The 21,812-nt window shown below is 66.1% G+C and carries 16 protein-coding genes; 3 read left to right on the forward strand and 13 right to left on the reverse strand.

What is annotated here, in order from left to right:
- Positions 1-40 precede the first annotated feature (40 nt).
- Together addB and addA are read left to right on the forward strand one after the other, a co-directional pair.
- Complete coding sequence (gene addB / locus U1R88_RS14045) at positions 41-3,154, forward strand: double-strand break repair protein AddB (protein ID WP_322431767.1); 3,114 nt, start codon at positions 41-43, stop codon at positions 3,152-3,154.
- Positions 3,151-6,594 (forward strand): double-strand break repair helicase AddA, encoded by a 3,444-nt coding sequence (gene addA, locus U1R88_RS14050; protein ID WP_322431768.1) that lies wholly within the window; start codon positions 3,151-3,153, stop codon positions 6,592-6,594. Before addB ends, addA begins: the two co-directional genes overlap by 4 nt.
- A gap of 14 nt (positions 6,595-6,608) precedes the next feature.
- Here the strand turns inward: addA and U1R88_RS14055 are convergent, their stop codons facing one another.
- Complete coding sequence (locus tag U1R88_RS14055) at positions 6,609-6,995, reverse strand: winged helix-turn-helix transcriptional regulator (RefSeq protein WP_322431769.1); 387 nt, start codon at positions 6,993-6,995, stop codon at positions 6,609-6,611.
- A gap of 97 nt (positions 6,996-7,092) precedes the next feature.
- On the opposite strand from U1R88_RS14055, the gene U1R88_RS14060 reads away from it, so the two are divergent.
- The gene (locus U1R88_RS14060; protein ID WP_322431770.1) at positions 7,093-8,070 is read left to right on the forward strand and encodes a quinone oxidoreductase family protein; all 978 of its coding nucleotides are present in this window, start codon (positions 7,093-7,095) and stop codon (positions 8,068-8,070) included.
- 9 nt (positions 8,071-8,079) lie between these two features.
- Here U1R88_RS14060 and U1R88_RS14065 read toward each other — a convergent pair whose 3' ends face one another.
- The 12 genes from U1R88_RS14065 to U1R88_RS14120 form a co-directional block, all read right to left on the reverse strand.
- Positions 8,080-8,874, reverse strand: coding sequence for an ABC transporter ATP-binding protein (locus U1R88_RS14065; RefSeq protein WP_068293995.1), 795 nt, complete (start codon positions 8,872-8,874; stop codon positions 8,080-8,082).
- Positions 8,875-8,884: 10 nt separating this feature from the next.
- A complete protein-coding gene (locus U1R88_RS14070) occupies positions 8,885-9,826 on the reverse strand; it encodes an ABC transporter permease (protein WP_068293990.1) in 942 nt (313 codons plus the stop codon).
- A 182-nt stretch (positions 9,827-10,008) separates the two neighbouring features.
- Entirely contained in the window at positions 10,009-10,989 is a 981-nt protein-coding gene (locus tag U1R88_RS14075; protein WP_322431771.1) for an ABC transporter substrate-binding protein, read from the reverse strand.
- 94 nt (positions 10,990-11,083) lie between these two features.
- Positions 11,084-12,049: an ABC transporter substrate-binding protein gene (locus U1R88_RS14080; RefSeq protein ID WP_322431772.1), complete on the reverse strand. Its 966-nt coding sequence runs from the start codon at positions 12,047-12,049 to the stop codon at positions 11,084-11,086.
- 443 nt (positions 12,050-12,492) lie between these two features.
- Positions 12,493-14,190: a 30S ribosomal protein S1 gene (gene rpsA, locus U1R88_RS14085; RefSeq protein WP_082980020.1), complete on the reverse strand. Its 1,698-nt coding sequence runs from the start codon at positions 14,188-14,190 to the stop codon at positions 12,493-12,495.
- Between the two features lie 314 nt (positions 14,191-14,504).
- Positions 14,505-14,870, reverse strand: a complete 366-nt coding sequence (locus U1R88_RS14090; RefSeq protein WP_322431773.1) for a cupin domain-containing protein — start codon at positions 14,868-14,870, stop codon at positions 14,505-14,507.
- 32 nt (positions 14,871-14,902) lie between these two features.
- The gene (locus U1R88_RS14095) at positions 14,903-15,157 is read right to left on the reverse strand and encodes a formate dehydrogenase subunit delta (RefSeq protein WP_068293978.1); all 255 of its coding nucleotides are present in this window, start codon (positions 15,155-15,157) and stop codon (positions 14,903-14,905) included.
- Positions 15,147-15,977 carry a formate dehydrogenase accessory sulfurtransferase FdhD gene (gene fdhD / locus U1R88_RS14100; protein ID WP_322431774.1) on the reverse strand — a complete coding sequence of 277 codons (831 nt, stop codon included), beginning with the start codon at positions 15,975-15,977 and terminating at the stop codon, positions 15,147-15,149. Before fdhD ends, U1R88_RS14095 begins: the two co-directional genes overlap by 11 nt.
- 161 nt (positions 15,978-16,138) lie before the next feature.
- Complete coding sequence (gene fdhF, locus U1R88_RS14105; RefSeq protein WP_322431775.1) at positions 16,139-18,970, reverse strand: formate dehydrogenase subunit alpha; 2,832 nt, start codon at positions 18,968-18,970, stop codon at positions 16,139-16,141.
- 18 nt (positions 18,971-18,988) lie between these two features.
- A complete protein-coding gene (locus U1R88_RS14110) occupies positions 18,989-20,542 on the reverse strand; it encodes a formate dehydrogenase beta subunit (protein WP_322431776.1) in 1,554 nt (517 codons plus the stop codon).
- The gene (locus U1R88_RS14115) at positions 20,539-21,012 is read right to left on the reverse strand and encodes a formate dehydrogenase subunit gamma (protein ID WP_068293967.1); all 474 of its coding nucleotides are present in this window, start codon (positions 21,010-21,012) and stop codon (positions 20,539-20,541) included. The genes U1R88_RS14110 and U1R88_RS14115 overlap by 4 nt, the downstream gene beginning before the upstream one ends.
- Before the next feature lie 182 nt (positions 21,013-21,194).
- A complete protein-coding gene (locus tag U1R88_RS14120; RefSeq protein ID WP_322431777.1) occupies positions 21,195-21,662 on the reverse strand; it encodes a hypothetical protein in 468 nt (155 codons plus the stop codon).
- Between the last annotated feature and the right edge of the window lie 150 nt (positions 21,663-21,812).

Below are 21,812 nucleotides of genomic sequence, written 5' to 3' on the forward strand. Positions count from 1 at the left end.
CCCTTGTCAGGGCGGCGATCGCGCTGTTTATCTCCCCATCATGGCGCACCGCCCGAATCTCCTGACCATCGCCCCCGGCACGCCCTTTCTGGAGACGCTGGTCGACGCCCTGCTGGACGGCCGGCTGCTGCCAGGCTTTGCCCCGCGTGAGGATCCGCTCGCGCTGGCAGGTGCCACGCTCTATCTGCCGACCCGCCGCGCCATCCGCGCCTTGCGCGGCATCTTCCTCGACAGGCTGGGTAGCGATGCCGCGCTGCTGCCGCGCCTGAAGGCGCTCGGCGAGATCGACGATGATGAGGTCGCCTTCGCCGATGACGGCGGCGACGACCTGCCGGAGCCGGTCGCCGGGCTCGACCGCCAGGTCGCCCTGACGCGCCTGATCCTGCAATGGAGCGCGGCCTTGAAACGGGCTCTCCTGCCGATTCCGGGCGAGGAGGGCGCCGAGCCGCTGCTGATTCCCTCCTCGCCGGGTGATGCGGCAGGGCTCGCGGCCGAACTCGGCAATTTCCTCGACGGCCTGCAGATCGACCGGGTGCCGCCGGAGGCGATCCTCAATCTCGGCGAGAGCCATGCCGGGCTCTACGACAAATATTGGGACATCACGCTGCGCTTCCTCGAGATCGCCACCGTGCACTGGCCCGAACATCTCAAGGAGATCGGCCGCGGCGACGCCGTGCTCCTGCGCAACGCCCGCATGGAGCGCGAGGCCGCCAGGCTTGCAGAAAACCCCAGATCAGGCCCGGTGATCGTGGCCGGCTCGACCGGCTCCATTCCCGCCACCCGCGACCTGATCAAGGCGGTAGCCGCCCATCCCCGGGGCGCGGTCGTCCTGCCGGGGCTGGACCTCGAACTCGATGCCATTGGCTGGAATGCCATCGGCAAGGGCGAGGGCGCCCCCGGCCATCCCCAGGCCGGTCTTGCCGCCTTGCTTGCCGACATCGGCGCCGAACGCGCCGGGGTGACCGAACTCGCCTCGCCGCCGCCTACCCTGGCGCTGCGTGCGGCTTTGGTCTCGCAGGCGCTGCGGCCGGCCGAGACCACGGATCTGTGGGCCGGCCGGCGCCATGTCGATCCGGTGGCGGTGGCCGAAGCCTTTGCGGGCGTTGCCCTGGTCGAAGCAGCGCATGAGGGCGAGGAAGCCCTGGCGGCAGCGCTGGTGCTGCGGGAGGCCCTGACCGTGCCCGGCCGCAGGGCGGCCTTGGTGACGCCGAACCGCCAGCTTGCCGAGCGCGTGGTCACCGAACTCGGCCGCTGGGGCATCGAGGCCGACGACAGCGCCGGCCAGCCCTTGACCCAGGCGGCACCGGGCCTGTTCACGCGGCTGGTGCTCGATGCCGCGCTGCATGATTTCGACCCCGTCACCCTGTTGTCCCTGCTCAAGCACCCACTGGCGCGCCTCGGCTTGGCACGTGCGGATCTGGAGCGGGCGGTAACGGCGCTTGAGATCGGCGCCCTGCGCGGTCCCAGGCCGGCCGGCGGTCCTGCCGGCCTCGTGGCGGCCCTGGCGCTCGGCAAGGCCTCGCTCGGCGATCCCCATTGCCCACCGGCCCGGCTGGCCCTCGGCGAAGAGGATTGGGCTGGGGCGGAGGCGGTGATCGAGGCCCTGGCCGTAAGGCTCGAACCCTTCGCGGCGTTGCTGCGCCAGTCCGATCCCATGCCGGCGGCCAGCTTCTTCGCCGCGCATCGCGCCGCCGTCGAGGCGCTGGCTGAAGCGGTACCGGATGACGGCGCCGGGCTCATGGAAGGCGAAGCCGGCGATGCGCTTACAGGCTTCTTCGATGATCTCGGGACCGTCGCGCCCGAGGCGCTCTCCTTGCCGGCGCATGAATATCCCGGCCTGTTCGCGGCCTTGGTCGCCGGACGCACGGTTCGGGGCGGCGATCCCAAGCATCCGCGCATCGCCATTTACGGCCTCCTCGAAGCCCGTCTCCTGCCGGTCGACAGGCTGGTGCTGGCGGGGCTCGACGAGAGCGTCTGGCCGCCCGACGTCAAGACCGATCCCTGGCTGAACCGGCCGATGCGGGCGGCGATCGGCCTGTCGCCGCCGGAAAAGCGTGTCGGCCTTGCCGCCCACGATTTCGAGCAGGCGCTCGGCTATGGCGACGTGGTGATCACGCGGTCGCTGAAGCGCGGCGGCTCGCCCAGCGTGCCGTCGCGCTGGCTGCAGCGGCTCGGCGCCTTCCTGGGGCCCGCCTTCGATGACGTGCGCAGGCGGGGCGAATTCTACTGCACCCTCGCGCGCCAACTCGATGCGGCGGAGGGGCCGCCACCGGTGCTTGGCGCGCCCAAGCCGAAGCCGCCTTTGGTTCTGCGCCCGACCCGTCTCTCGGTCACGCAGATCGAGCACCTTGTGCGCGATCCCTACACCATCTATGCCCGCCACATCCTCAAGCTCGAACCGCTCGACGAGATCGCCATGCCGCCCGGGGCGGCGGAGCGCGGCACGCTGATCCATGGCGCACTCGAGCGGTTCGCGGCCCTCTGCGCCGATGGCGTGCCGCCGGATGCCCTCGCACGCCTGATGGCGATCGGTGAGGAACTCTTCGTACCGCTCGCCGATTTTCCCGAGGTCCTGGCCTTTTGGCGGCCGCGATTTGCCGCCATCGCCGAATTCCTGGTGGAGTGGGAGCGCGAGCGCCGGCCACGCCTTGCCCGCGTGCTGAGCGAGATTCCCGGCAAGCTCACCTGGCCGACCTTGGCCGAAAGGGCCTTCACTTTGTCCGCCCGTGCCGACCGCATCGAGGTCGCCGCCGATGGCCGGGTTGCCATTCTCGACTTCAAGACCGGCCAGGCTCCGACGGCCAAGCAGGTGGAGGCGGGCCTCGCACCGCAATTGGCGCTCGAAATGGCCATGCTGCTCGAAGCTGGGTTCAAGGACGTGCCCAAACCGGAGGCCATGGGCGATCCCGCCATCGTGCATCTGGCCGGTGGTGGCAAGGGGCCGAGCGAGAAGCCGCTGATCTTCAAGGACACCACGCCCGTTGACGTGGCCCTGCAGAGCCTCGAAAGCCTCAAGGCGTTGATCGATCGCTTCGAGAACGAGAAGACGCCCTATGCCTCGCTGCTGCACCCGATGTTCAAGGGGCGGCGCTATGGCGACTACGACCATCTTGCCCGGGTGCGCGAATGGTCCGTGAGCGCGGAGGAAGCATGATCCCGCGCAAGCCCTCTCCCGACACGGTTCTCAATCAGCGCCTGGCCTCCGATCCCTCGCTATCGGCCTGGGTGTCGGCCAATGCCGGCTCGGGAAAGACCACCGTCTTGACGCGGCGCGTCATCCGGCTTCTGCTCGCCGGGGTCGATCCCTCCGCCATCCTCTGCCTCACCTTCACCAAGGCCGCGGCCGCGAACATGCAGAACCGCATCTTCGCCACGCTCGGCCAATGGGCCGTCGAGGAGGAGGGCAAGCTCATCGCGGCGATCGAGGGCATCACCGGCTTCAAGCCCGATGCAGCCGGCCTCAAACGCGCGCGCCAGCTCTTCGCGGCGGCGATCGAGACCCCCGGCGGACTGAAGATCCTCACCATCCACGCCTTTTGCGAGCGTGTGCTGCATCTCTTCCCCTTCGAGGCCAATGTTCCCGCACAATTCGCAGTGCTGGATGACAGGGCGGCGCGCGAACTGCTCGATGCCGCCCGCACCAGCCTGATCCTGGAGGCGAATGAGCAGCCGGAAGACAGGCTGGGGCGGGCCATGGCGCGATTGCTGGAGGATACCGGGGAGGGAGCCTTTGACGGGCTGCTCGCCGAGATCACTTTCGAGCGCGAGGCGCTGCGTCCCTTCCTGAGCGAGAAGGGAGCCGCCGACGCGCTGAGCCAATTACGCGATTTGCTCGAATTGGTGGAAGGCCAAAGCGTCGCCGCCATCGAAGCGGAGATCGACGAAACCTCAATCCCGTTCAGCGAATGGGCGGCGATCGAGGCCGCCATGCGTGAGTATGACAGCAAGCGCATCCTCGATCTCGCCGACAGGTTGGCCGCCGCTAACGCGGCGGCGCCGGCGCGGCGGGCGGAAGCCTGGCGCACCGTCTTTCTCACCGGCACGGGCGAGGCGCGTTCGGCCAATGCCTTCCTGGTCAAGGATTTCGCCAAGGATTACCCTGTTTATGCCGAGCAGCTTCTCGCCGAGCTCGAACGTATCGCCGAGCTCCTGCAGCGACGCAGGGCGGCCTCCGCCTATGAGCGCAGCGAGGCGCTGATGACGGTCGCTGCGGCGCTGATCGGGCGATACAAAGCCGGTAAATCAGCGCGGGCGGCGCTCGATTTCGACGATCTCGTCCAGCGCACGGCAGACCTGCTCAGCCGGGCCGGTGCCGAATGGGTGCTCTACAAGCTCGATCGCGGCATCGACCATATCCTCGTCGACGAAGCCCAGGATACCAGTCCGGCCCAGTGGCATATCATCGAGATGCTGGCGCATGAGTTCACCTCGGGCACCGGTGCGCGCAGCGAGAGGCGCACCATCTTTGCCGTGGGCGACGAGAAGCAGTCGATCTTCTCCTTCCAGGGGGCGGCGCCGGCGGAGTTCGCCCGCATGCGCCGCCATTTCCGCCACAAGGTCGGCGAGGCGGAGGAGCGTTTCGAGGCGATCGAGCTCAAGCAGTCCTTCCGCTCGACGCCCGATATCCTCCTGGCGGTCGACCATGTCTTTGCTGCCGCCGACAACCGCCGCGGCCTGTCCTCGGACGATGTCGCCACCGTGCATGAGACGGTGCGGGCCGGCGATCCCGGCCGCGTCGAGGTCTGGCCGGTGGAAAAGCCGCAGCCGGCCGCCGAGATCACCGCCTGGGATGCGCCTTTCGACGAGACGCCTGTCACCAGCCCGGTAGTGCGGCTTGCCCGCAAGATCGCCGCCGAGGTCGCGCGCCTGACTCGGGAGGGCGATCCCGCCACGGGTGCGCGCTATGATGCCGGCGACGTGATGGTGCTGGTGCGCAGCCGCAACGCCTTGTTCGAGGCGGTGATCCGCGCCCTGAAATTCGCCGGCGTGCCGGTGGCCGGTGCCGACCGCATCGTCCTGACCGACCATATCGCCGTGATGGACCTGATGGCGCTCGCCCGTTTCGCCCTGCTGCCGGCCGACGATTTGACGCTGGCGACGGTGCTCAAGACGCCGCTCATCGGCCTCGATGACGAGGATCTCATTCGTCTGGCTCCAAGCCGCAAGGGTACGCTCTGGGCTGCCTTGGCGGAGGCCGCGCGGCAGGACGAGCGCTATGCTGTCGCCTTTGCGCGCCTCACGACCTGGCGCGCGGAGGCCACTGGCAAGACGCCCTACGCCTTCTTCGCCGATATCCTGGCCCGCGACGGCGGCCGGCGCATCATGCTGGCGCGCTTCGGCGCGGAGGCCGCCGATGCGCTGGACGAATTCCTGCGCGTGGCCGGCGATTACGAGCGGGCCAACACCGCCAGCCTGCAGGGTTTCCTCGCCTGGCTCGCCGAGGCCAAGGCGGAGATCAAGCGCGACATGGACGTGGCGCGCGGCGAAGTGCGCGTGATGACGGTGCATGGCTCCAAGGGGCTGGAGGCGCGGGTCGTCATCCTGGCCGATACCTGCAGCGCGCCGGACGGGCGGCACGATCCCAAGCTGTTCTTCCTGCAGGCACCGGGGCGGCCCGCTGGCAGCGAACTCCCGGTCTGGTCGCCCAACAAGGCGGCAGATCCGGCGCCTGTCGCCGCGGCCCGCGATGCGATCCGGGCCGAGAACGAGGCCGAGCATCGCCGCCTGCTCTATGTCGCCCTGACGCGGGCCGAAGACCGGCTCGTCATTGCCGGCTTCGAGGGCGCCACGGCGCGGCGGCCGGGCAACTGGTACGACATGATCGCGGGCGCCCTGCGCGAGGCGGGCGCCAGGGTGGAGCCGGATGGCGAAGGCGAGAGGCTGGTTTATGAGCCGACGCCGCGGCGCGCCGTCGAAGGTCGGCCGGCAGGGGACAAGGAAGCAACGATACCGGCACCAACTTGGCTGCGCCAGAAAGCGGCGCCCGAGCGGTTTGAGGAGGTTGCTCTCAGCCCGTCCGAGACGGAGCATCCGGAGGAACTGGCCGGGCTGGCGGGAGCCTTGCCGGCCGATCCCCGCACTCTGCGGCGTGGGGCGCTGATCCACGCCTTGCTGCAATATCTGCCCGATGTCGAGGCGCCGGCACGGCGCGACCAGGCGCTCGCCTTCCTCGCCCGGGCGGCAGCGCAATGGCCGGAAGACCACCAGGCCTGGGCCGGGGAAGCCCTGGCGGTGCTGACCCTGCCGGATCTCGAACCGCTCTTCGCACCCGGCAGCCGTGCCGAGGTCGCCCTTGCAGGCCGCATCGCTCGACCGGGACGAGCCGATTATGCCGTGTCCGGGCGCATCGACCGGCTTGCCGTCGGGCCGGATGCGGTCTGGATCGTCGATTTCAAGACCAGTCGCCAGCCGCCCAGCGGGCTCGATGCGGTGCCGCAGGCCTATCTCGGCCAGCTCGGGCTCTACCGCCATCTGCTCAAGCGGCTCTATCCGACAAGGGAGGTGCGGGTCGCCTTGGTCTGGACGGCGACGGCCGCGATCATGGAGCTGCCGGCGGAGCGGCTCGAAGAGGCTGTGCAGGCGGTTGCGGGGTAGGGGAGAGCCACTACCTAAGTCACCTCTATCTGCCGTACCGGCCTGATGATGCAATCCCGCGTCTGGTCGAGCTCGTCCAGCTCGGCGGCATGCCGCTGCCCCCAGTCGCACAGGGCCAGGAGGACCGGCTCGAGGCTCTGGCCGAGCTGCGTCGCCGAATAGTCGACGCGGGGTGGGACCTGCCGGAAGATCTCGCGGTGGACGAGGCCGTGCTCCTCCATTTCGCGCAATTGCTGGATCAACACCTTCTGGCTGATCTCGGGCACCAGCCGCTTCAGTTCGGAAAGGCGCTTGGGGCCGTCGAGCAGGTAATAGAGGATCACGGCCTTCCAGCGGCCCGAGATCACCTTGAGGGCCCGCTCGACGGGCAGCATGGGCAGGCGCTTGGTCAGCTCCGTCATGGTTACCTTCAGGTCTGTATGGCACGAAAGAGTGTGTAGAGACGAAACGGAGAATATCACACAACCGGGTCATTCGAGACCTGCACCCGGTGATCCCATGCACGCCATTCCCCTGAACCGCTTCGGCGCTCCCGATGTCCTCCAGCCCGTCGAGCTGCCCATCCCCGTTCCCGGCGCCGGCGAAGCGCTGATCCGCATGCAGGCGGCGGGCATGAACTATTTCGAGGTGCTGATGCGCCAGGATCGCTATGCCGTGACGCCCGACCTGCCGATGGTGATGGGTGTCGAGGTCACGGGTATCGTCGAGGCCCTCGGCCCGGGTGTCGCGGGGCCGGCACCCGGTACGCGCGTGGCGGCGCCGCTCTTCGCCATGGGCAGGGCAGGCGGCTATGCCGGCTCTGTCATTGCCGAAGCAGCCGCGCTGGTGCCGCTCCCGGACGGGCTGTCCTTCGAGGCGGGGGCTGCCCTGATGGTGCAGGGGCTGACGGCCCTTCATCTCCTTCGCCGCAGCCCGCCGGCGGGAAAATCGATCCTGGTCAACGCCGCTGCAGGCGGGGTGGGATCGCTGCTGGTCCAGCTCGCCCGCAATGCCGGGGTGCGCCAGGTGATCGCCGCTGCCGGTTCGCCGGAGAAGCTTGATCTCGCGCGATCCCTGGGGGTGGACGCGGCTGTCGACTATCGCGGCGCGGGCTGGGTCGACCAGGTGCTGGCCGCGACGGCAGGAAAGGGCGTCGACATCGCCTATGACGTCGTCGGCGGGCCTCAGGCCGCTGCCTGTCTGGGTGCGCTCGCTCCGGCCGGGGAACTCGTCTGCGCGGCCATGGGGCGGTTCGAACTCGGCAAGTCCGAGATCGAAGGCCTGCTGGGGCGCAACCAATCGCTGAAGGGCTTCGCCCTCCTGCCTTTGCTGGCGCCCGACACGCTGCGTGCCGATCTCGGCGATCTCTTCGCCCAGGCCGCGGCGGGTTCGCTCAAGGTCGTGATCGGTGGCCGCTCCCCTCTGGCCCGGGCGGCCGAGGCACATGAGAGCCTGCAATCGCGCCGGAGCATGGGCAAGGTCGTCCTGGTCCCCTGACGGTGAGCCTCAGCCCAGCAGCAGGCTGTCGTCGTCGAGCTGTTCGCCGCGCACCTTGCTGAACAGCTTGAGGAGATCGGGAACATCAAGGCCCTTGCGATGCTCGGCGTCGAGATCGAAGGCGACCTGGCCTTCATGCAGCATCACCGTGCGGGTGCCGTAGTCGAGGGCATGTCGCATCGAATGGGTCACCATCAGCGCGGTAAGCTGCTGCTCCTCGACGATCTTGCGGGTGAGCTCGAGCACGAAGTCGGCAGTGCGCGGATCGAGCGCCGCCGTGTGCTCGTCGAGCAGCAGGATCTTCATGCCGGTCAGCGTCGCCATCAAGAGGCTGACGGCCTGGCGCTGGCCGCCGGAGAGCAGGCCCATGGAATCGCCGAGGCGGTTTTCGAGGCCGAGGCCGAGGATCGACAGCTTGTCGCGGAACAGGGCCCGCCGCGTCCCGTTGAGCGAGGTGCCGAGGCCGCGCGAGCGCCCGCGCGCGAAGGCGAGTGCCATGTTTTCCTCGATCGACAGCCTCTCGCAGGTGCCGGCCATCGGATCCTGGAACACGCGAGCGATCAGCCCGGCGCGGCGGGCCGTGGGCCAGCGCTGCACGTCGACGCCCTCGATGACGATGCGGCCGCGCTCGGCCTGGGCGTCGCCGCTCAACACGTTGAGCAGCGTGGACTTCCCGGCGCCGTTGGAGCCGATCACCGTGACGAACTGGCCGGTCGGGATGGTCAGCGAAAGCCCGCGCAAGGCACGGTTTTCCAGAGGCGTGCCGCGGCCGAAGGTGACGTGGATGTCCTTGATCTCGATCATCGCCGCCTCCTTACTTGGATACTGACTTGGGCGCGGACGCGAAGATCGCGCGCAGGCGGGGGAACTGGCTCGGCAGGATCAGCGCCAGGCCGACCAGAACCGAGGTCACCAGGTTCTGGTCGCTGGAATTGAGCCCGATCGAGCGCGACCATTCGGAATTGAGCGCCAGCGCGATGGCGAGGCGATAGAGGATGGCGCCGACGATGCAGGCGACCAGCAGCCAGGCGATCGAGCGGGTACGGAACAAGGTCTCGCCGAGGATGACCGCTGCGAGGCCGCCGACGATGGTGCCGGTGCCGAGCGTGATGTCGGCAAAGCCGCTGGTCTGGGCGAACAGGGCGCCGGCAAGGGCGACGAGGGCGTTCGAGATCGCCATGCCGACATAATTGTGCAGCTGGGTGGAGACGCCCTGCGCCCGCGCCATGCGCGGATTGGCGCCGGTCGCCCGCATGGCGAGGCCGAATTCGGAATTGAGGAACCAGCTGAGCAGGGCCCAGACGACGAGCACGATGACGCCGAGCATCCAGACCTTCAGCTGATAGGAAGGCGGCGCCCAGCCGAGGATCGCGGTCAGATGGTCGCGCGTCCAGGTCACCAACGTCTCCTGGTTGAGCAGGGGGACGTTGGGCTTGCCCATGATGCGCAGATTGATCGAGTAGAGCGCCGTCATGGTCAGGATGCTGGCCAGCAATTGCAGGATGCGGAAGCGGATATTGAGCCAGGCCGTCATCGCCCCGGCGAGGGCGCCGGCCACGATGGCGAGCGCCGTGGCCGAGAAGGGATCGAGGCCGGCCACGATGGCGGCGGCGGCCGTGGCGGCGCCGAGCGGATAGGAACCGTCAACCGTCAAGTCGGGAAAATCGAGCACCCGGAACGACAAAAACACGCCCAGCGCGATCAGCGCATAGATCAGGCCGATTTCAATCGAACCGATAAAAGCGAAAAGGCTCATGCATCAATCCCAACACAATAGCGGGTCACGGGTGAATTGCGACGGCCCTGGTGCTCGACCGATCGGGCGTCATTGCGAGCGTAGCGAAGCAATCCAGGGCCGGAATGCGTTGTACGCGGATGTGTGGATTGCTTCGCTACGCTCGCAATGACGCATGAGTCAATCACTACCGCCCGCGCATCCTACTTTGCGACGTCCTTGGCACGTGCCAATACGGCTTGCGGCAGGGGCGCTCCCATCTTCTCGGCCGCCTTGGAGTTGACGACCAGGCTGACGCCCTTGGAGTTCTCGACTGGGATGTCGCCCGGCTTCTCGCCTTTGAGGATGCGGGCCGCGACATGGCCGGCCTGACGGCCGATCTCGAACTGGTCGAGGCCGAGAGCGGCGACCGCGCCACGCCCGACGCTGTCGGGATCGCTGGCGAATACCGGCAGGCGGCTGTCGAAGCCGACCTGCAGCACCGATTCCAGGGCCGACACCACCAGATTGTCGTTGGGAATGTAGATCGCATCGGCCTTGCCCACCAGGCTCTGGGCGGCGGCGCCGACATCGGAGGATTTGGTGGCGGGCGAGGGCAGGATCTCGAAGCCGCGTTCGCCTGCCAGCTTGCGCAGCGCCTCGATCACCGACAGGCTGTTGACCTCGCCGGAATTGTAGACGACGCCCACGACCTTGGCCTTGGGCAAGACTTCCTTGATCAGGTCGAGCTGCCCGGCCGCCGGCGGAAAGTCGCTGACGCCGGTGATGTTGCCGCCTGGCTTGTCGAGGGTCTTGATCAATTGCGCGCCGAGCGGATCGGTGACGGCGGCGAAGACGACGGGGATGTCCTTGGTCGCCGCGGCGACGGCCTGGGAAGAGGGCGTGGTGATCGGTACGATCACCGCCGGGGCCTCGCCGACGAATTTCTGGGCGATCTGGGCTGCTGTCGCCGGGTTGCCCTGGGCGGATTCGTAGAGGACGGTGATGGCCTCACCCTCTGCATAGCCCTTGTCCTTGAGGCCGGCCTTCACACCCTCGCGGATGGCGTTGAGCGAGGGATGCTCGACGATGGCGGTGATGGCGACCACGGGCTTGTCCGCGGCAGCAGCCGTCGGAATCAGGCTGCCTTGGGCCAGGCTGGCTAAGAGAACGGCTGCTAGGCCGAAGGAGCGGAGGGGGATCATGGCGCGGCGTGCTCGGAATGGGTTGATCTTATGAGGGCGGCCGCGTTGCGCGGCCGCCTGTCCGGTTATGATGATCCGGATTGCTTGACGACGGTCACTTTACGACGGTCTTGGCCTTGGCGACCAGATCTGCCGGCAATGTCACGCCCATCGGGCCGGCGGTCTTCTGGTTAAGGAAGAGATCGGTGGCCGAGGGGAAGGCGACAGGAATGGCGCTGGGCTTCTCGCCCTTGAGGATACGGACCACCATCTCGCCGGCCAGCACGCCGGACTTGAAATAGTCAACGCCGATGGAAGCCACCGCGCCGCGCTCGACGCCGTTGGTGTCACCGGAGAAGACGGGGATCTTGTTCTCGGTGCCGACCGTGATCACCGCTTCCAGGGCCGAGACCACCAGATTGTCGGTGGGCACGAAGATGGCGTCGGCCTTGCCGATCAGGCTCTGCGCCGCGGCGCCGACATCGGCCGACTTGGTGGCCGGTGCCTCGATCGTCTCGAAGCCGAGGGCGGCGGTTGCCTTCTTCATATTCTCGAGCTGGACCACCGAATTGGCCTCGCCCGGATTGTAGATGAAGCCGATCTTCTTGGCGTTGGGGGCGACTGCCTGAATCAGCTTGAGCTGATCGGGCATCGGGGTCGCGTCGGTCACGCCGGTGACGTTGCCTTCGGGCTTAGCCGGATCCTTGACGAGCTGGGCGGCGACCGGATCGGTCACGGCGGTGAATACGATCGGGATGTCCTTGGTCGCGGCCAAGGCAGCCTGGGCCGACGGGGTGGCGATGCCGACGATCACGTCCGCTTTCTCGCCGACATATTTCTGGGCGATCTGCGCGGCGGTGGCGGGGCTGCCCTGCGCCGTCTCGAACTGGAAGGTGAGGGTGTCGCCGTCCTTGTAGCCGGCATCCTCCAGCGCCTTCTTGACACCGTCGCGGGCAGCATTGAGAGCCGGATGCTCGACGATCGAGGTGACGGCCACGGTCTTCTTGTCGGCAGCAAAGGCGACGCTGCCGAGGAGGGCGAGTGCCACGCCGGCTACGAGTGTCAAACGATTGATATGCATGTGGTTGTTTCCCCCTTGCTCGCGAATTTCCCGCCGGGTGGCGGCCATTCGGGGCTTGTAAGGCACAACCGATCAACCAAACGCTGCGGCAATGCAAGATGCTCATGCGCCGGAAAGGGGAAAAATTCACCAGACGAGCAAGAGCGCCCGTTTAGGCGCCCTTTTTGGAAAGATTATTAAGCTGGAACGGTCCAACGCGAAATCTTGCCTGTGTATCGTCAGCGCCAGCTTTGCAGGCCGAGCAGCTTTTTGCCGAGCGGCGTAAGGTCGATAAAGCAATCTTACTTTGCGGATGGAGCTCCCCATGCCGGTCTTCAGACCGGCATGGGCCCCTGATGTCGCCGAGGGACCTAAAAAGAAAGGGCGCGAAACCCCTTGAGGTCGCGCCCTTTCTGCAATCGTGACGGTTCCGAGAGCTGGCTGAGAAGCCAGCGGTCCCGGACTTACTTCTTCTCGGTGCGGGCGCGCAGGGCGGCGCCGAGAATGTCGCCGAGCGAGGCGCCGGCGTCCGAGGAACCGTAAGCGGCGATCGCTTCCTTTTCCTCGGCCATTTCGAGGGCCTTGATCGAGACCTGGACCTTGCGGGCCTTGCGGTCGAACTGGATGACGCGGGCGTCAACCTTTTCGCCGGCAGCGAAGCGTTCGGGGCGCTGATCGGCGCGATCGCGGGCCAGATCGCCACGGCGGATGAAGGCCGTGAGGTCGGTGCCGGTGATCTTGACGTCGATGCCACCTTCCTTGACGTCGGTGACTTCGCAGGTGACGACCTGGTTCTTCTTCAGTTCGCCGGCATCGACGAAGGGGTCACCCGCGAGCTGCTTGATGCCCAGCGAGATGCGCTCCTTCTCGACGTCCACGTCGAGCACCACGGCCTTGACCATGTCGCCCTTGCGGAAGTCGTCGATGACCTGCTCGCCCGGACGGTTCCAGTCGAGGTCGGAGAGATGGACCATGCCGTCCACATCGCCGTCGAGGCCAATGAACAGGCCGAACTCGGTCTTGTTCTTGACTTCGCCTTCGACCACCGAGCCGTTCGGGTGCTTGTCGGCAAAATCTTCCCAGGGGTTGGAAAGGGTCTGCTTGAGGCCGAGCGAGATGCGGCGCTTGATCGGGTCGACCTCGAGGATCTGCACTTCCACTTCCTGCGAGGTGGAGACGATCTTGCCGGGGTGGACGTTCTTCTTGGTCCACGACATTTCGGAGACGTGGATCAGGCCTTCGATGCCCGGCTCCAGTTCCACGAACGCGCCGTAGTCCGTGATGTTGGTCACGCGGCCGGTGAACTTGGCCTGCAGCGGGTACTTGGCGTCGATGCCCAGCCACGGATCGGCCTGGAGCTGCTTCATGCCCAGCGAGATGCGGTGCGTCTCGTGGTTGATCTTGATGATCTTGACCTTGACCTGCTGGCCGATGGTCAGAAGCTCCGTCGGATGGTTCACGCGGCGCCATGCGATGTCGGTGACATGCAGGAGGCCGTCGATGCCGCCCAGGTCGACGAAGGCACCGTAATCGGTGATGTTCTTGACCACGCCGTCGACCACCTGACCCTCTTCGAGGTTCTGGACGATCTCGTGACGCTGCTCGGCGCGGCTCTCTTCGAGGACCGTGCGGCGGGAGACGACGATGTTGCCGCGGCGGCGATCCATCTTGAGGATCTGGAAGGGCTGCGGAACGTTCATCAGCGGGGTGACGTCGCGGATCGGACGGATGTCGACCTGGCTGCGCGGCAGGAAGGCCACGGCGCCGTCGAGATCGACGGTGAAGCCACCCTTGACCTGGTTGAAGATGACGCCGTCGACCTTTTCATTGGCCTCGAACGACTTCTCCAGCTTGATCCAGCTCTCTTCGCGGCGGGCCTTGTCACGCGAGATGACGGCTTCGCCCAGAGCGTTTTCGATGCGCTCGAGATAGACCTCGACCTCGTCGCCGACCTTGAGCGCGCTGTCGCGGCCCGGGCCGTTGAATTCCTTCAGAGCTACGCGGCCTTCGGTCTTGAGGCCGACATCGATGACCGCAAGGTCCTTCTCGATGGCGACGACAATACCCTTGACGACCGAACCTTCGGCCATGTCGCCGGTGCCGAATGCTTCGTCGAGCATCGCGGCGAAATCTTCACGCAGCACGTTTTCCTGTACGGACATATGTTTTCCTGGCGCCGGCGGTTGGTGTTGATCATCGTTTCCGGACTGCGGCAGGGCTGCTGGAGCAGCCACAGGCGGAGTGCTTTTGAGAAAAAACACAGCCGGCCGGCGCAAGGCCCGCAAGGCGGAAACGTCTTTCTGGTCTATTTTTCGAACGCCCGTCACATCTGCGATGGCGGCTGAGCGTCAGATGGGCGGTTCCATATCAAGATGGAAGGGGCGGAGCAAGGCGAAACGCGATTTTTCGCCGCTTTCCAGCCAGGAATCCTGCAAAAAACGCCGATGGGCGCCACCAGCCCGCCGGCGAGCGCCGATTATTCCGGCATCGCCTGCTGCAGCACGCTGGGCGCGCCGGTGCGATAGTCCTCGCGCAGGGGATGGAAGACGTCCATCGTACGGCAATCCGTCAGGGCCCGGCCGGAATGCGGGGCGTTCGGCGGCACCACCGCGACCATGCCAGGTTTCAGCACCGTGGTCAGGCCGTCCACGGTGACTTCCAGTTCGCCTTCGAACTGATGCACCACTTGTTCATGCGGATGGGAATGCAGCGGCAACGTGGCACCCGCATCGATCTGCCAGAGCACGAAGGTCATCGAGCCCGAATGCATGAAGCGACCGTGGAAGCCCGGAATCACCGTGCGAGGCTCGATCTTGTCCCAGTCGAAGAGGGTGCCGGGCATGGAAATCCCCTGGATGCCTGCGATCCCGGAGTTCACGCCTTTTCGCGCAGGCTTTCCAGGGCCTTCCTGACCAAGGGGTCGATGCCCTCGCCGCCGGCATCCAGATGTTCGAAGATCTGGTTGCGCATGCGCGGTTCCCAGAATTTGCGGATGTGCTCGGCGATGCCGGACACCCGCACCTCCTCGCGCTGGGATGCGAAGAACAAGCCGATCTGGTTGGCCATCCTCACCAGCTTGGCGGACGGGTCATGCGCGTGGCCCTCATGCGCGGATTCATCATGCGACATGGGCGAGTTTCTCCGGAACGATGCGGTGGGGATGGGTGAAGATCTCGAAGCCGTCGGAGCGGGCGATGCCGACCAGCGTGATGCCGGCTTCCTCGGCGGTGCGGATGGCGAGAGCCGTGGGAGCAGAAACCGCCACGACGATGGATGCCCCCATCATCGCCGATTTCTGCACCATTTCCACCGAGATCCGGCTGGTGAGAATGACGATGCCCGGCAGGCCTTGCGGTGCGGGAGCGATGGAACGCCGGGCCAGCGCGCCGGCGAGCTTGTCGAGCGCATTGTGCCGACCGACATCCTCGCGAAGGGCGACGAGGCCGTCAGCCTTGGTCCAGAAAGCCGCGGCGTGCACGGCGCGGGTCTGCCGGTTCAGGATTTGGGCGGGTGTGAGCGAGGCGAGGGCGGTTTCGATATCGGCCGGCGACATTTTGAGATCGCCGCCGACCGTTTGTGGCTTGCGTACCGCCTCGGTCAGGCTGTCGATGCCGCACAGGCCACAGCCCGTGGGGCCGGCCAGCATGCGTCGGCGGGCGGCGAGCGCGGTGCCGCGATCGCCCTTGAGCCACATGCGCAATTCGACGCCTTCCGCGTAATCGACGCGCTCGAACTCGGTGACGTCGCCGAGTGTGGTGATAATGCCCTCGGTGAGGGAAAAGCCGTAGGCGAAATCCTCGAGATCGACGGGGCTGCCCATCATCACAGCATGGGAACCGCCGTCATAGACCAGGGAGATGGCCGTCTCCTCGGGAACGCTGCGCTCGCCCGGCGTGAACAAGCCCTCACGCCAGGCAAGGCGGGAGATGGTGCGGACGGGATCGGTCATGGCGCCGCTCTCCTTCTCCCCTTGCGGGAGAAGGTGGTCAAAGGCCGGATGAGGGGTCGGAACGCCCCATCCGCTTTTTGCGTGCTCACCCAATCCAGATAGGTCACGAGACCCCTCATCCCCTGCCGGGACCTTCTCCCGCAAGGGGAGAAGGATACTGGTTACTCCGCCGCGATGCGACGTGAGTTCTTCGCCATCGTCGCATATTCGTTCTGCCATTCGGTCGGGCCATTGGAAGGCATGACCTGCACCGCCGTCACCTTGTATTCGGGGCAATTGGTCGCCCAGTCCGAATAATCGGTGGTGATGACGTTGGCCTGCGTCGAGGGGTGATGGAAGGTGGTGTAGACCACGCCCGGCGCCACACGGTCGGTAATGGTGGCGCGCAGCGAGGTCGAGCCCGAGCGACTTTCGAGCCGTACCCAGTCGCCCTCCCGCACGCCGCGCTGCTCGGCATCATGGGGATGGATTTCCAGGATATCCTCCTCATGCCACAGCGAATTCTCGGTGCGCCGGGTCTGCGCGCCGACATTGTACTGTGACAGGATGCGGCCGGTGGTGAGCAGCAACGGGAAGCGCGCACCGGTACGTTCGTCGGTCGGGATGTATTCGGTGACCATGAAGCGGCCCTTGCCGCGGACGAAATGGTCGATATGCATGATCGGGGTGCCCTCGGGCGCCTTGTCGTTGCAGGGCCACTGCACCGAGCCGTCGCGCTCCAGCTTCTCGTAGGAGACGCCGGCGAAGGAAGGCGTGAGGCGGGCGATCTCGTCCATGATCTGCGAAGGGTGTTCGTAGGGCATGGGGAAGCCCATGGCTTCGGCGATCAGCAACGTGATTTCCCAGTCGGCATAGCCTGCCTTGGGCGCCATCACCTTGCGCACGCGCTGGATGCGGCGCTCGGCATTGGTGAAGGTGCCGTCCTTCTCCAGGAAGGAGGAGCCGGGAAGGAAGACATGGGCATAGTTGGCGGTCTCGTTCAGGAAGAGATCCTGCACGACGACGCATTCCATCGCGGCCAGGCCTGCCGTGACATGCTTGGTGTCCGGATCGGACTGCACGATGTCCTCACCCTGCACATAGAGGCCGAGGAACGAACCCTCGACGGCGGCGTCGAGCATGTTGGGAATGCGCAGGCCCGGCTCCTTGTCGAGATGGACGCCCCAGAATTCCTCGAACATGTGGCGCACTTCATCGCCGGCGATGTGGCGATAGCCCGGCAGTTCGTGCGGGAACGAGCCCATGTCACAGGAGCCCTGCACGTTGTTCTGGCCGCGCAGCGGGTTCACGCCGACGCCGCGGCGGCCGATATTGCCGGTGGCCATGGCAAGATTGGCGATCGCCATCACCGTGGTCGAGCCCTGGCTGTGCTCGGTGACACCGAGGCCGTAATAGATGGCGCCATTGCCGCCGGTGGCGTAGAGGCGGGCAGCCCCACGCACCAACTCGGCCGGCACGCCGGTATACTGCTCCACCGCTTCCGGCGAGTGCCTGGGATCGGCGACGAAGGCGGCCCAGTTCTGGAACTCGTCCCAGTCGCAACGCTCCCGCACATAATCCTCGGCGACTAGGCCCTCGGTGACGATGACATGGGCCAGGGCCGTCACAATGGCGACATTGGTGCCCGGCAGCAGGGGCAGATGGTAGTCGGCTTCGACATGCGGCGTGCGCACGATGTCGGTCTTGCGCGGATCGATGACGATCAGGCGGGCGCCCTCGCGCAGGCGCTTCTTCATGCGCGAGCCGAAGACGGGATGGCCGTCCGTCGGATTGGCGCCGATGACGACGATGACGTCGCTATCCTCGACCGAGTCGAAGTCCTGTGTGCCGGCGGAGGTGCCGAAGGTCTGGCCGAGGCCATAGCCCGTCGGCGAATGGCAGACGCGGGCGCAGGTGTCGACATTGTTGTTGCCGAAGCCGCCGCGGATCAGTTTCTGGACCAGATAGGTCTCTTCATTGGTGCAGCGCGAAGAGGTGATGCCGCCGATCGAGGCCTTGCCATGCTTGGCCTGGATGCGCTTGAATTCGGAAGCGGTGTAGGCGATCGCCTCTTCCCAGCTCACTTCCTTCCAGGGATCGGTGATCTTCGAGCGGATCATCGGCTTGAGGATGCGCTCCTTGTGGGTGGCATAGCCCCAGGCGAAGCGGCCCTTGACACAGCTATGGCCGCGATTGGCCTTGCCGTCCTTGTAGGGCACCATGCGCACGACTTCCTCGCCGCGCATTTCGGCCTTGAAGGCGCAGCCGACGCCGCAATAGGCGCAGGTCGTCACCACCGAATGCTCGGGCTGGCCGATCTCGATCACCTTGTTCTCGGTGAGCGTGGCCGTCGGGCAGGCCTGCACGCAGGCGCCGCAGGAGACACATTCGGAATCGAAGAAGGCCTCGTCCATGCCCGGCGACACCCGGCTTTCGAAGCCGCGGCCGGAGATCGTCAGCGCGAAGGTGCCCTGGACTTCCTCGCAGGCGCGTACGCAGCGCGAGCAGACGATGCATTTGGAGGTGTCGAAGGTGAAGTAGGGGTTGGAGGTATCCTTGTCGAGGCCGAGATGGTTGTCGCCCTCATAGCCGTAGCGTACTTCGCGCAGGCCCACCGCGCCCGCCATGTCCTGCAATTCGCAATCGCCATTGGCGGCGCAGGTCAGGCAGTCGAGCGGATGGTCGGAGATGTAGAGCTCCATCACGCCCTTGCGGATCTCGGCTAGGCGCGAGGTCTGCGTCTTCACCTTGATGCCCGGCGCCACCGGGGTGGTGCAGGAAGCAGGCGTGCCGTTGCGGCCCTCGATCTCGACCAGACACATGCGGCAGGAGCCCCAGGCGTCCATCATGTCGGTGGCGCAGAGCTTGGGGATCTGCGTCCCCATCTCCATGGCGGCGCGCATGATCGAGGTGCCCTCGGGCACGGTGATTTCCTGGCCGTCGATGGTCAAGGTGACCATCTTCTCCGACTTGGAGAGCGGCGTGCCGTAGTCGATTTCGTGGACGAGGGACATTGACTGTCTCCTTGGCGATTATTCGGCGGCGATGCGCTGGGGCGTGCCGTGGAAATCTTCGGGGAAATGGCGGATGGCCGAGAGGACCGGATAGGGCGTGAAACCGCCGAGGGCGCAGAGCGAGCCGAACTTCATGGTCTGGCAGAGATCCTCGACGACCGCGATGTTGCGGGTCACGTCCTTGCCGGCGATGATCTTCTCGATGGTTTCCTTGCCTCTGATAGCGCCGATGCGGCAGGGCGTGCACTTGCCGCAGCTTTCGATGGCGCAGAACTCCATGGCGAAACGGGCCTGGCGGCGCATGTCCACGGTATCGTCGAACACCACGATGCCGCCATGGCCGATCAGGCCGTCCTTGGCTGCGAAGGCCTCGTAGTCGAAGGGCGTGTCGAAGAGTTCGCGCGGGAAATAGGCGCCCAGGGGGCCGCCGACCTGCACGGCGCGCACCGGCCGTCCGGTGAAGCAACCGCCGCCGATATCGTCGACGAGTTCGCCCAGTGTGATGCCGAAGGCGGTTTCGAACAGGCCGCCATAGTTGAGATTGCCGGCGAGCTGGATCGGCATGGTGCCGCGCGAGCGGCCCATGCCGAAATCGCGGTAATGCTCGGCGCCCTCGGCCAGGATGACCGGCACGGTGGCAAGCGAGAGCACGTTGTTGATCACGGTCGGCTTGCCGAAAAGGCCCTTATGGGCCGGCAGCGGCGGCTTGGCGCGTACGGTGCCGCGCTTGCCTTCCAGGCTTTCGAGCAAGGATGTTTCCTCGCCGCAGACATAGGCGCCGGCGCCGGTGCGGGTTTCCATGTCGAAATCATGGGCCGAGCCGAGAATGCCCTTGCCGAGCATGTTGGCGCGGCGGGCCTTCTCGATGGCGGCGTTCATCGCCGCGATGGCATGGGGATATTCGGAGCGGATATAGACATAGCCCTTGGTCGCACCGGTGGCGACGCCGGCGATGGCCATCCCCTCGATCAGGCAGAAGGGGTCGCCTTCCATCAGCATGCGGTCGGCGAAGGTGCCGCTGTCGCCCTCGTCGGCATTGCAGACGATGTATTTCTGCGCACTCGCGGTATCGGCGACCGTCTTCCACTTGATGCCGGTCGGAAAGCCCGCGCCGCCGCGGCCGCGCAGGCCGGATTTGGTGACCTCGTCCACGATGGCTGATGGCCCGATGGCAATTGCCTTTTCCAGGCCCTTGAGGCCGCCATGGGCCCTGTAGTCGTCGAGATCGCGCGGATCGACGATGCCGACGCGCGCGAAGGTCAGGCGGGTCTGGCGCTTGAGGAATGGCAGCTCCTCGGGTTTGCCGACACGCAATTTATGGGTCCCGTCGCCGGCGAAGGCGGCGATCAGGCTGTCGGCGTCCTCCGGCTCGGCCGGGCCGTAGCCGATGCGGCCTTCGGGGGTGACCAGCTCCACCAGCGGATCGAGCCAGGCCATGCCCCGCGAGCCGTTGCGGATGATCTCGATGTCGAGCTTGCGGGCGATCGCGGCGACCTTGAGGGCCGCGGCGAGTTCGTCGGCGCCACAGGCAACGGCGGCGGCATCGCGTGGAACATAGATGCGCATGGTCATCGCACCACCTCTTCCAGGGCCTTGTCGAGACGCTTGGCATCGAGCCTGGCTACCAGGCGGCCGTCGATCATCGCGGCAGGAGAGATGGAGCACAGGCCCAGGCAATAGACCGGCTCGAGTGTAACGCGTCCATCCGGCGTTGTCTCGCCGAACTCGACACCGAGCTTCTCGACGAGGTGATCCGCCAGGGCCTCGCAGCCGGCGGACTGGCAGGCCTCGGCGCGGCAGAGCTTGATGATATGCTCGCCGGCCGGTTCCCTGCGGAAATCATGGTAGAACGTCACCACGCCGTGCACCTCGGCGCGGGAGAGATTGAGCGCTTCGGCCACCATGGGAACGGCCGGCTCGGGGACATAGCCGAAGGTTTCCACAAAGGAGTGGAGGATCGGCAGCAGCGGGCCTTCCAACGTCTGGCCTGCCGCGATGAGTTCAGCCGCGCGTGCGGTATTCCAATCTTCGTGGGCTGGCATGCCACTCTCTTTCGACTAGTTCCAGAGAGGAACAATGTGCCCTCGTTCCAACGCGATCAAGCATCAATTTTCGTCGGACGATAGAGATCTTCTATTAAGCTCCGCAAGTCACGAGAGACACTGGAAGACGGTTCGATCCGGGATCGTTCCGCAGCGGCGGACGATCCCGGATCTCAAAAATGTCAATATTGGTAGCAGACACGCTGACGACGGATGCGCCAGCCATAATCGGTGTAGACCCGCACCCGCCGCCAACGGCAGGCCGGCGCATAATCGTAATAGCCGTCGTCATAATAGCCGCCGCCATAACCGCCATAGAGGCCCGGCGTCATCAGCAGGGGAGCGAGCGCCAGACCGGCACCCCAGCCCCAGCCATCGTCACGCCAGCGCCGGCCGTAGCCGCCGCCATACCAGCGTCGATGGCCCCAGCCGCCGCCCCAACGACGGCCCCCCCAGCCGCCACCGCCCCAGCGCCGTCCGCCCCAACCGCCGCCGCCCCAGTGGCGGCCCCCGCCGCCCCAATGGCCGCCGCCGCCATGGTAGGGATAGAGATACCCTAGGCTACGCGCTTGCGCCGGAGCGGTCGCCGTCATAGACGCCGCGCTCAGGGTAAAGGCCGCCAACGCGGCCACCAGCAATTTACGAAACATGGAACACTCCTCGGAGAGGGAGTTCCGGCCTTTGTCTTAGCCAGGCCGGCAGGGCCTCTCCACCTGGAAATTACCTTAAGTTAACTATTAAGCCAGAACAGATGAACTCTTGCTATCATCGCCGTTCATGTGGCGTTCATCTTGGCGGAT

Source organism: Labrys sedimenti, from assembly GCF_034424805.1.
Lineage (GTDB): Bacteria > Pseudomonadota > Alphaproteobacteria > Rhizobiales > Labraceae > Labrys > Labrys sedimenti.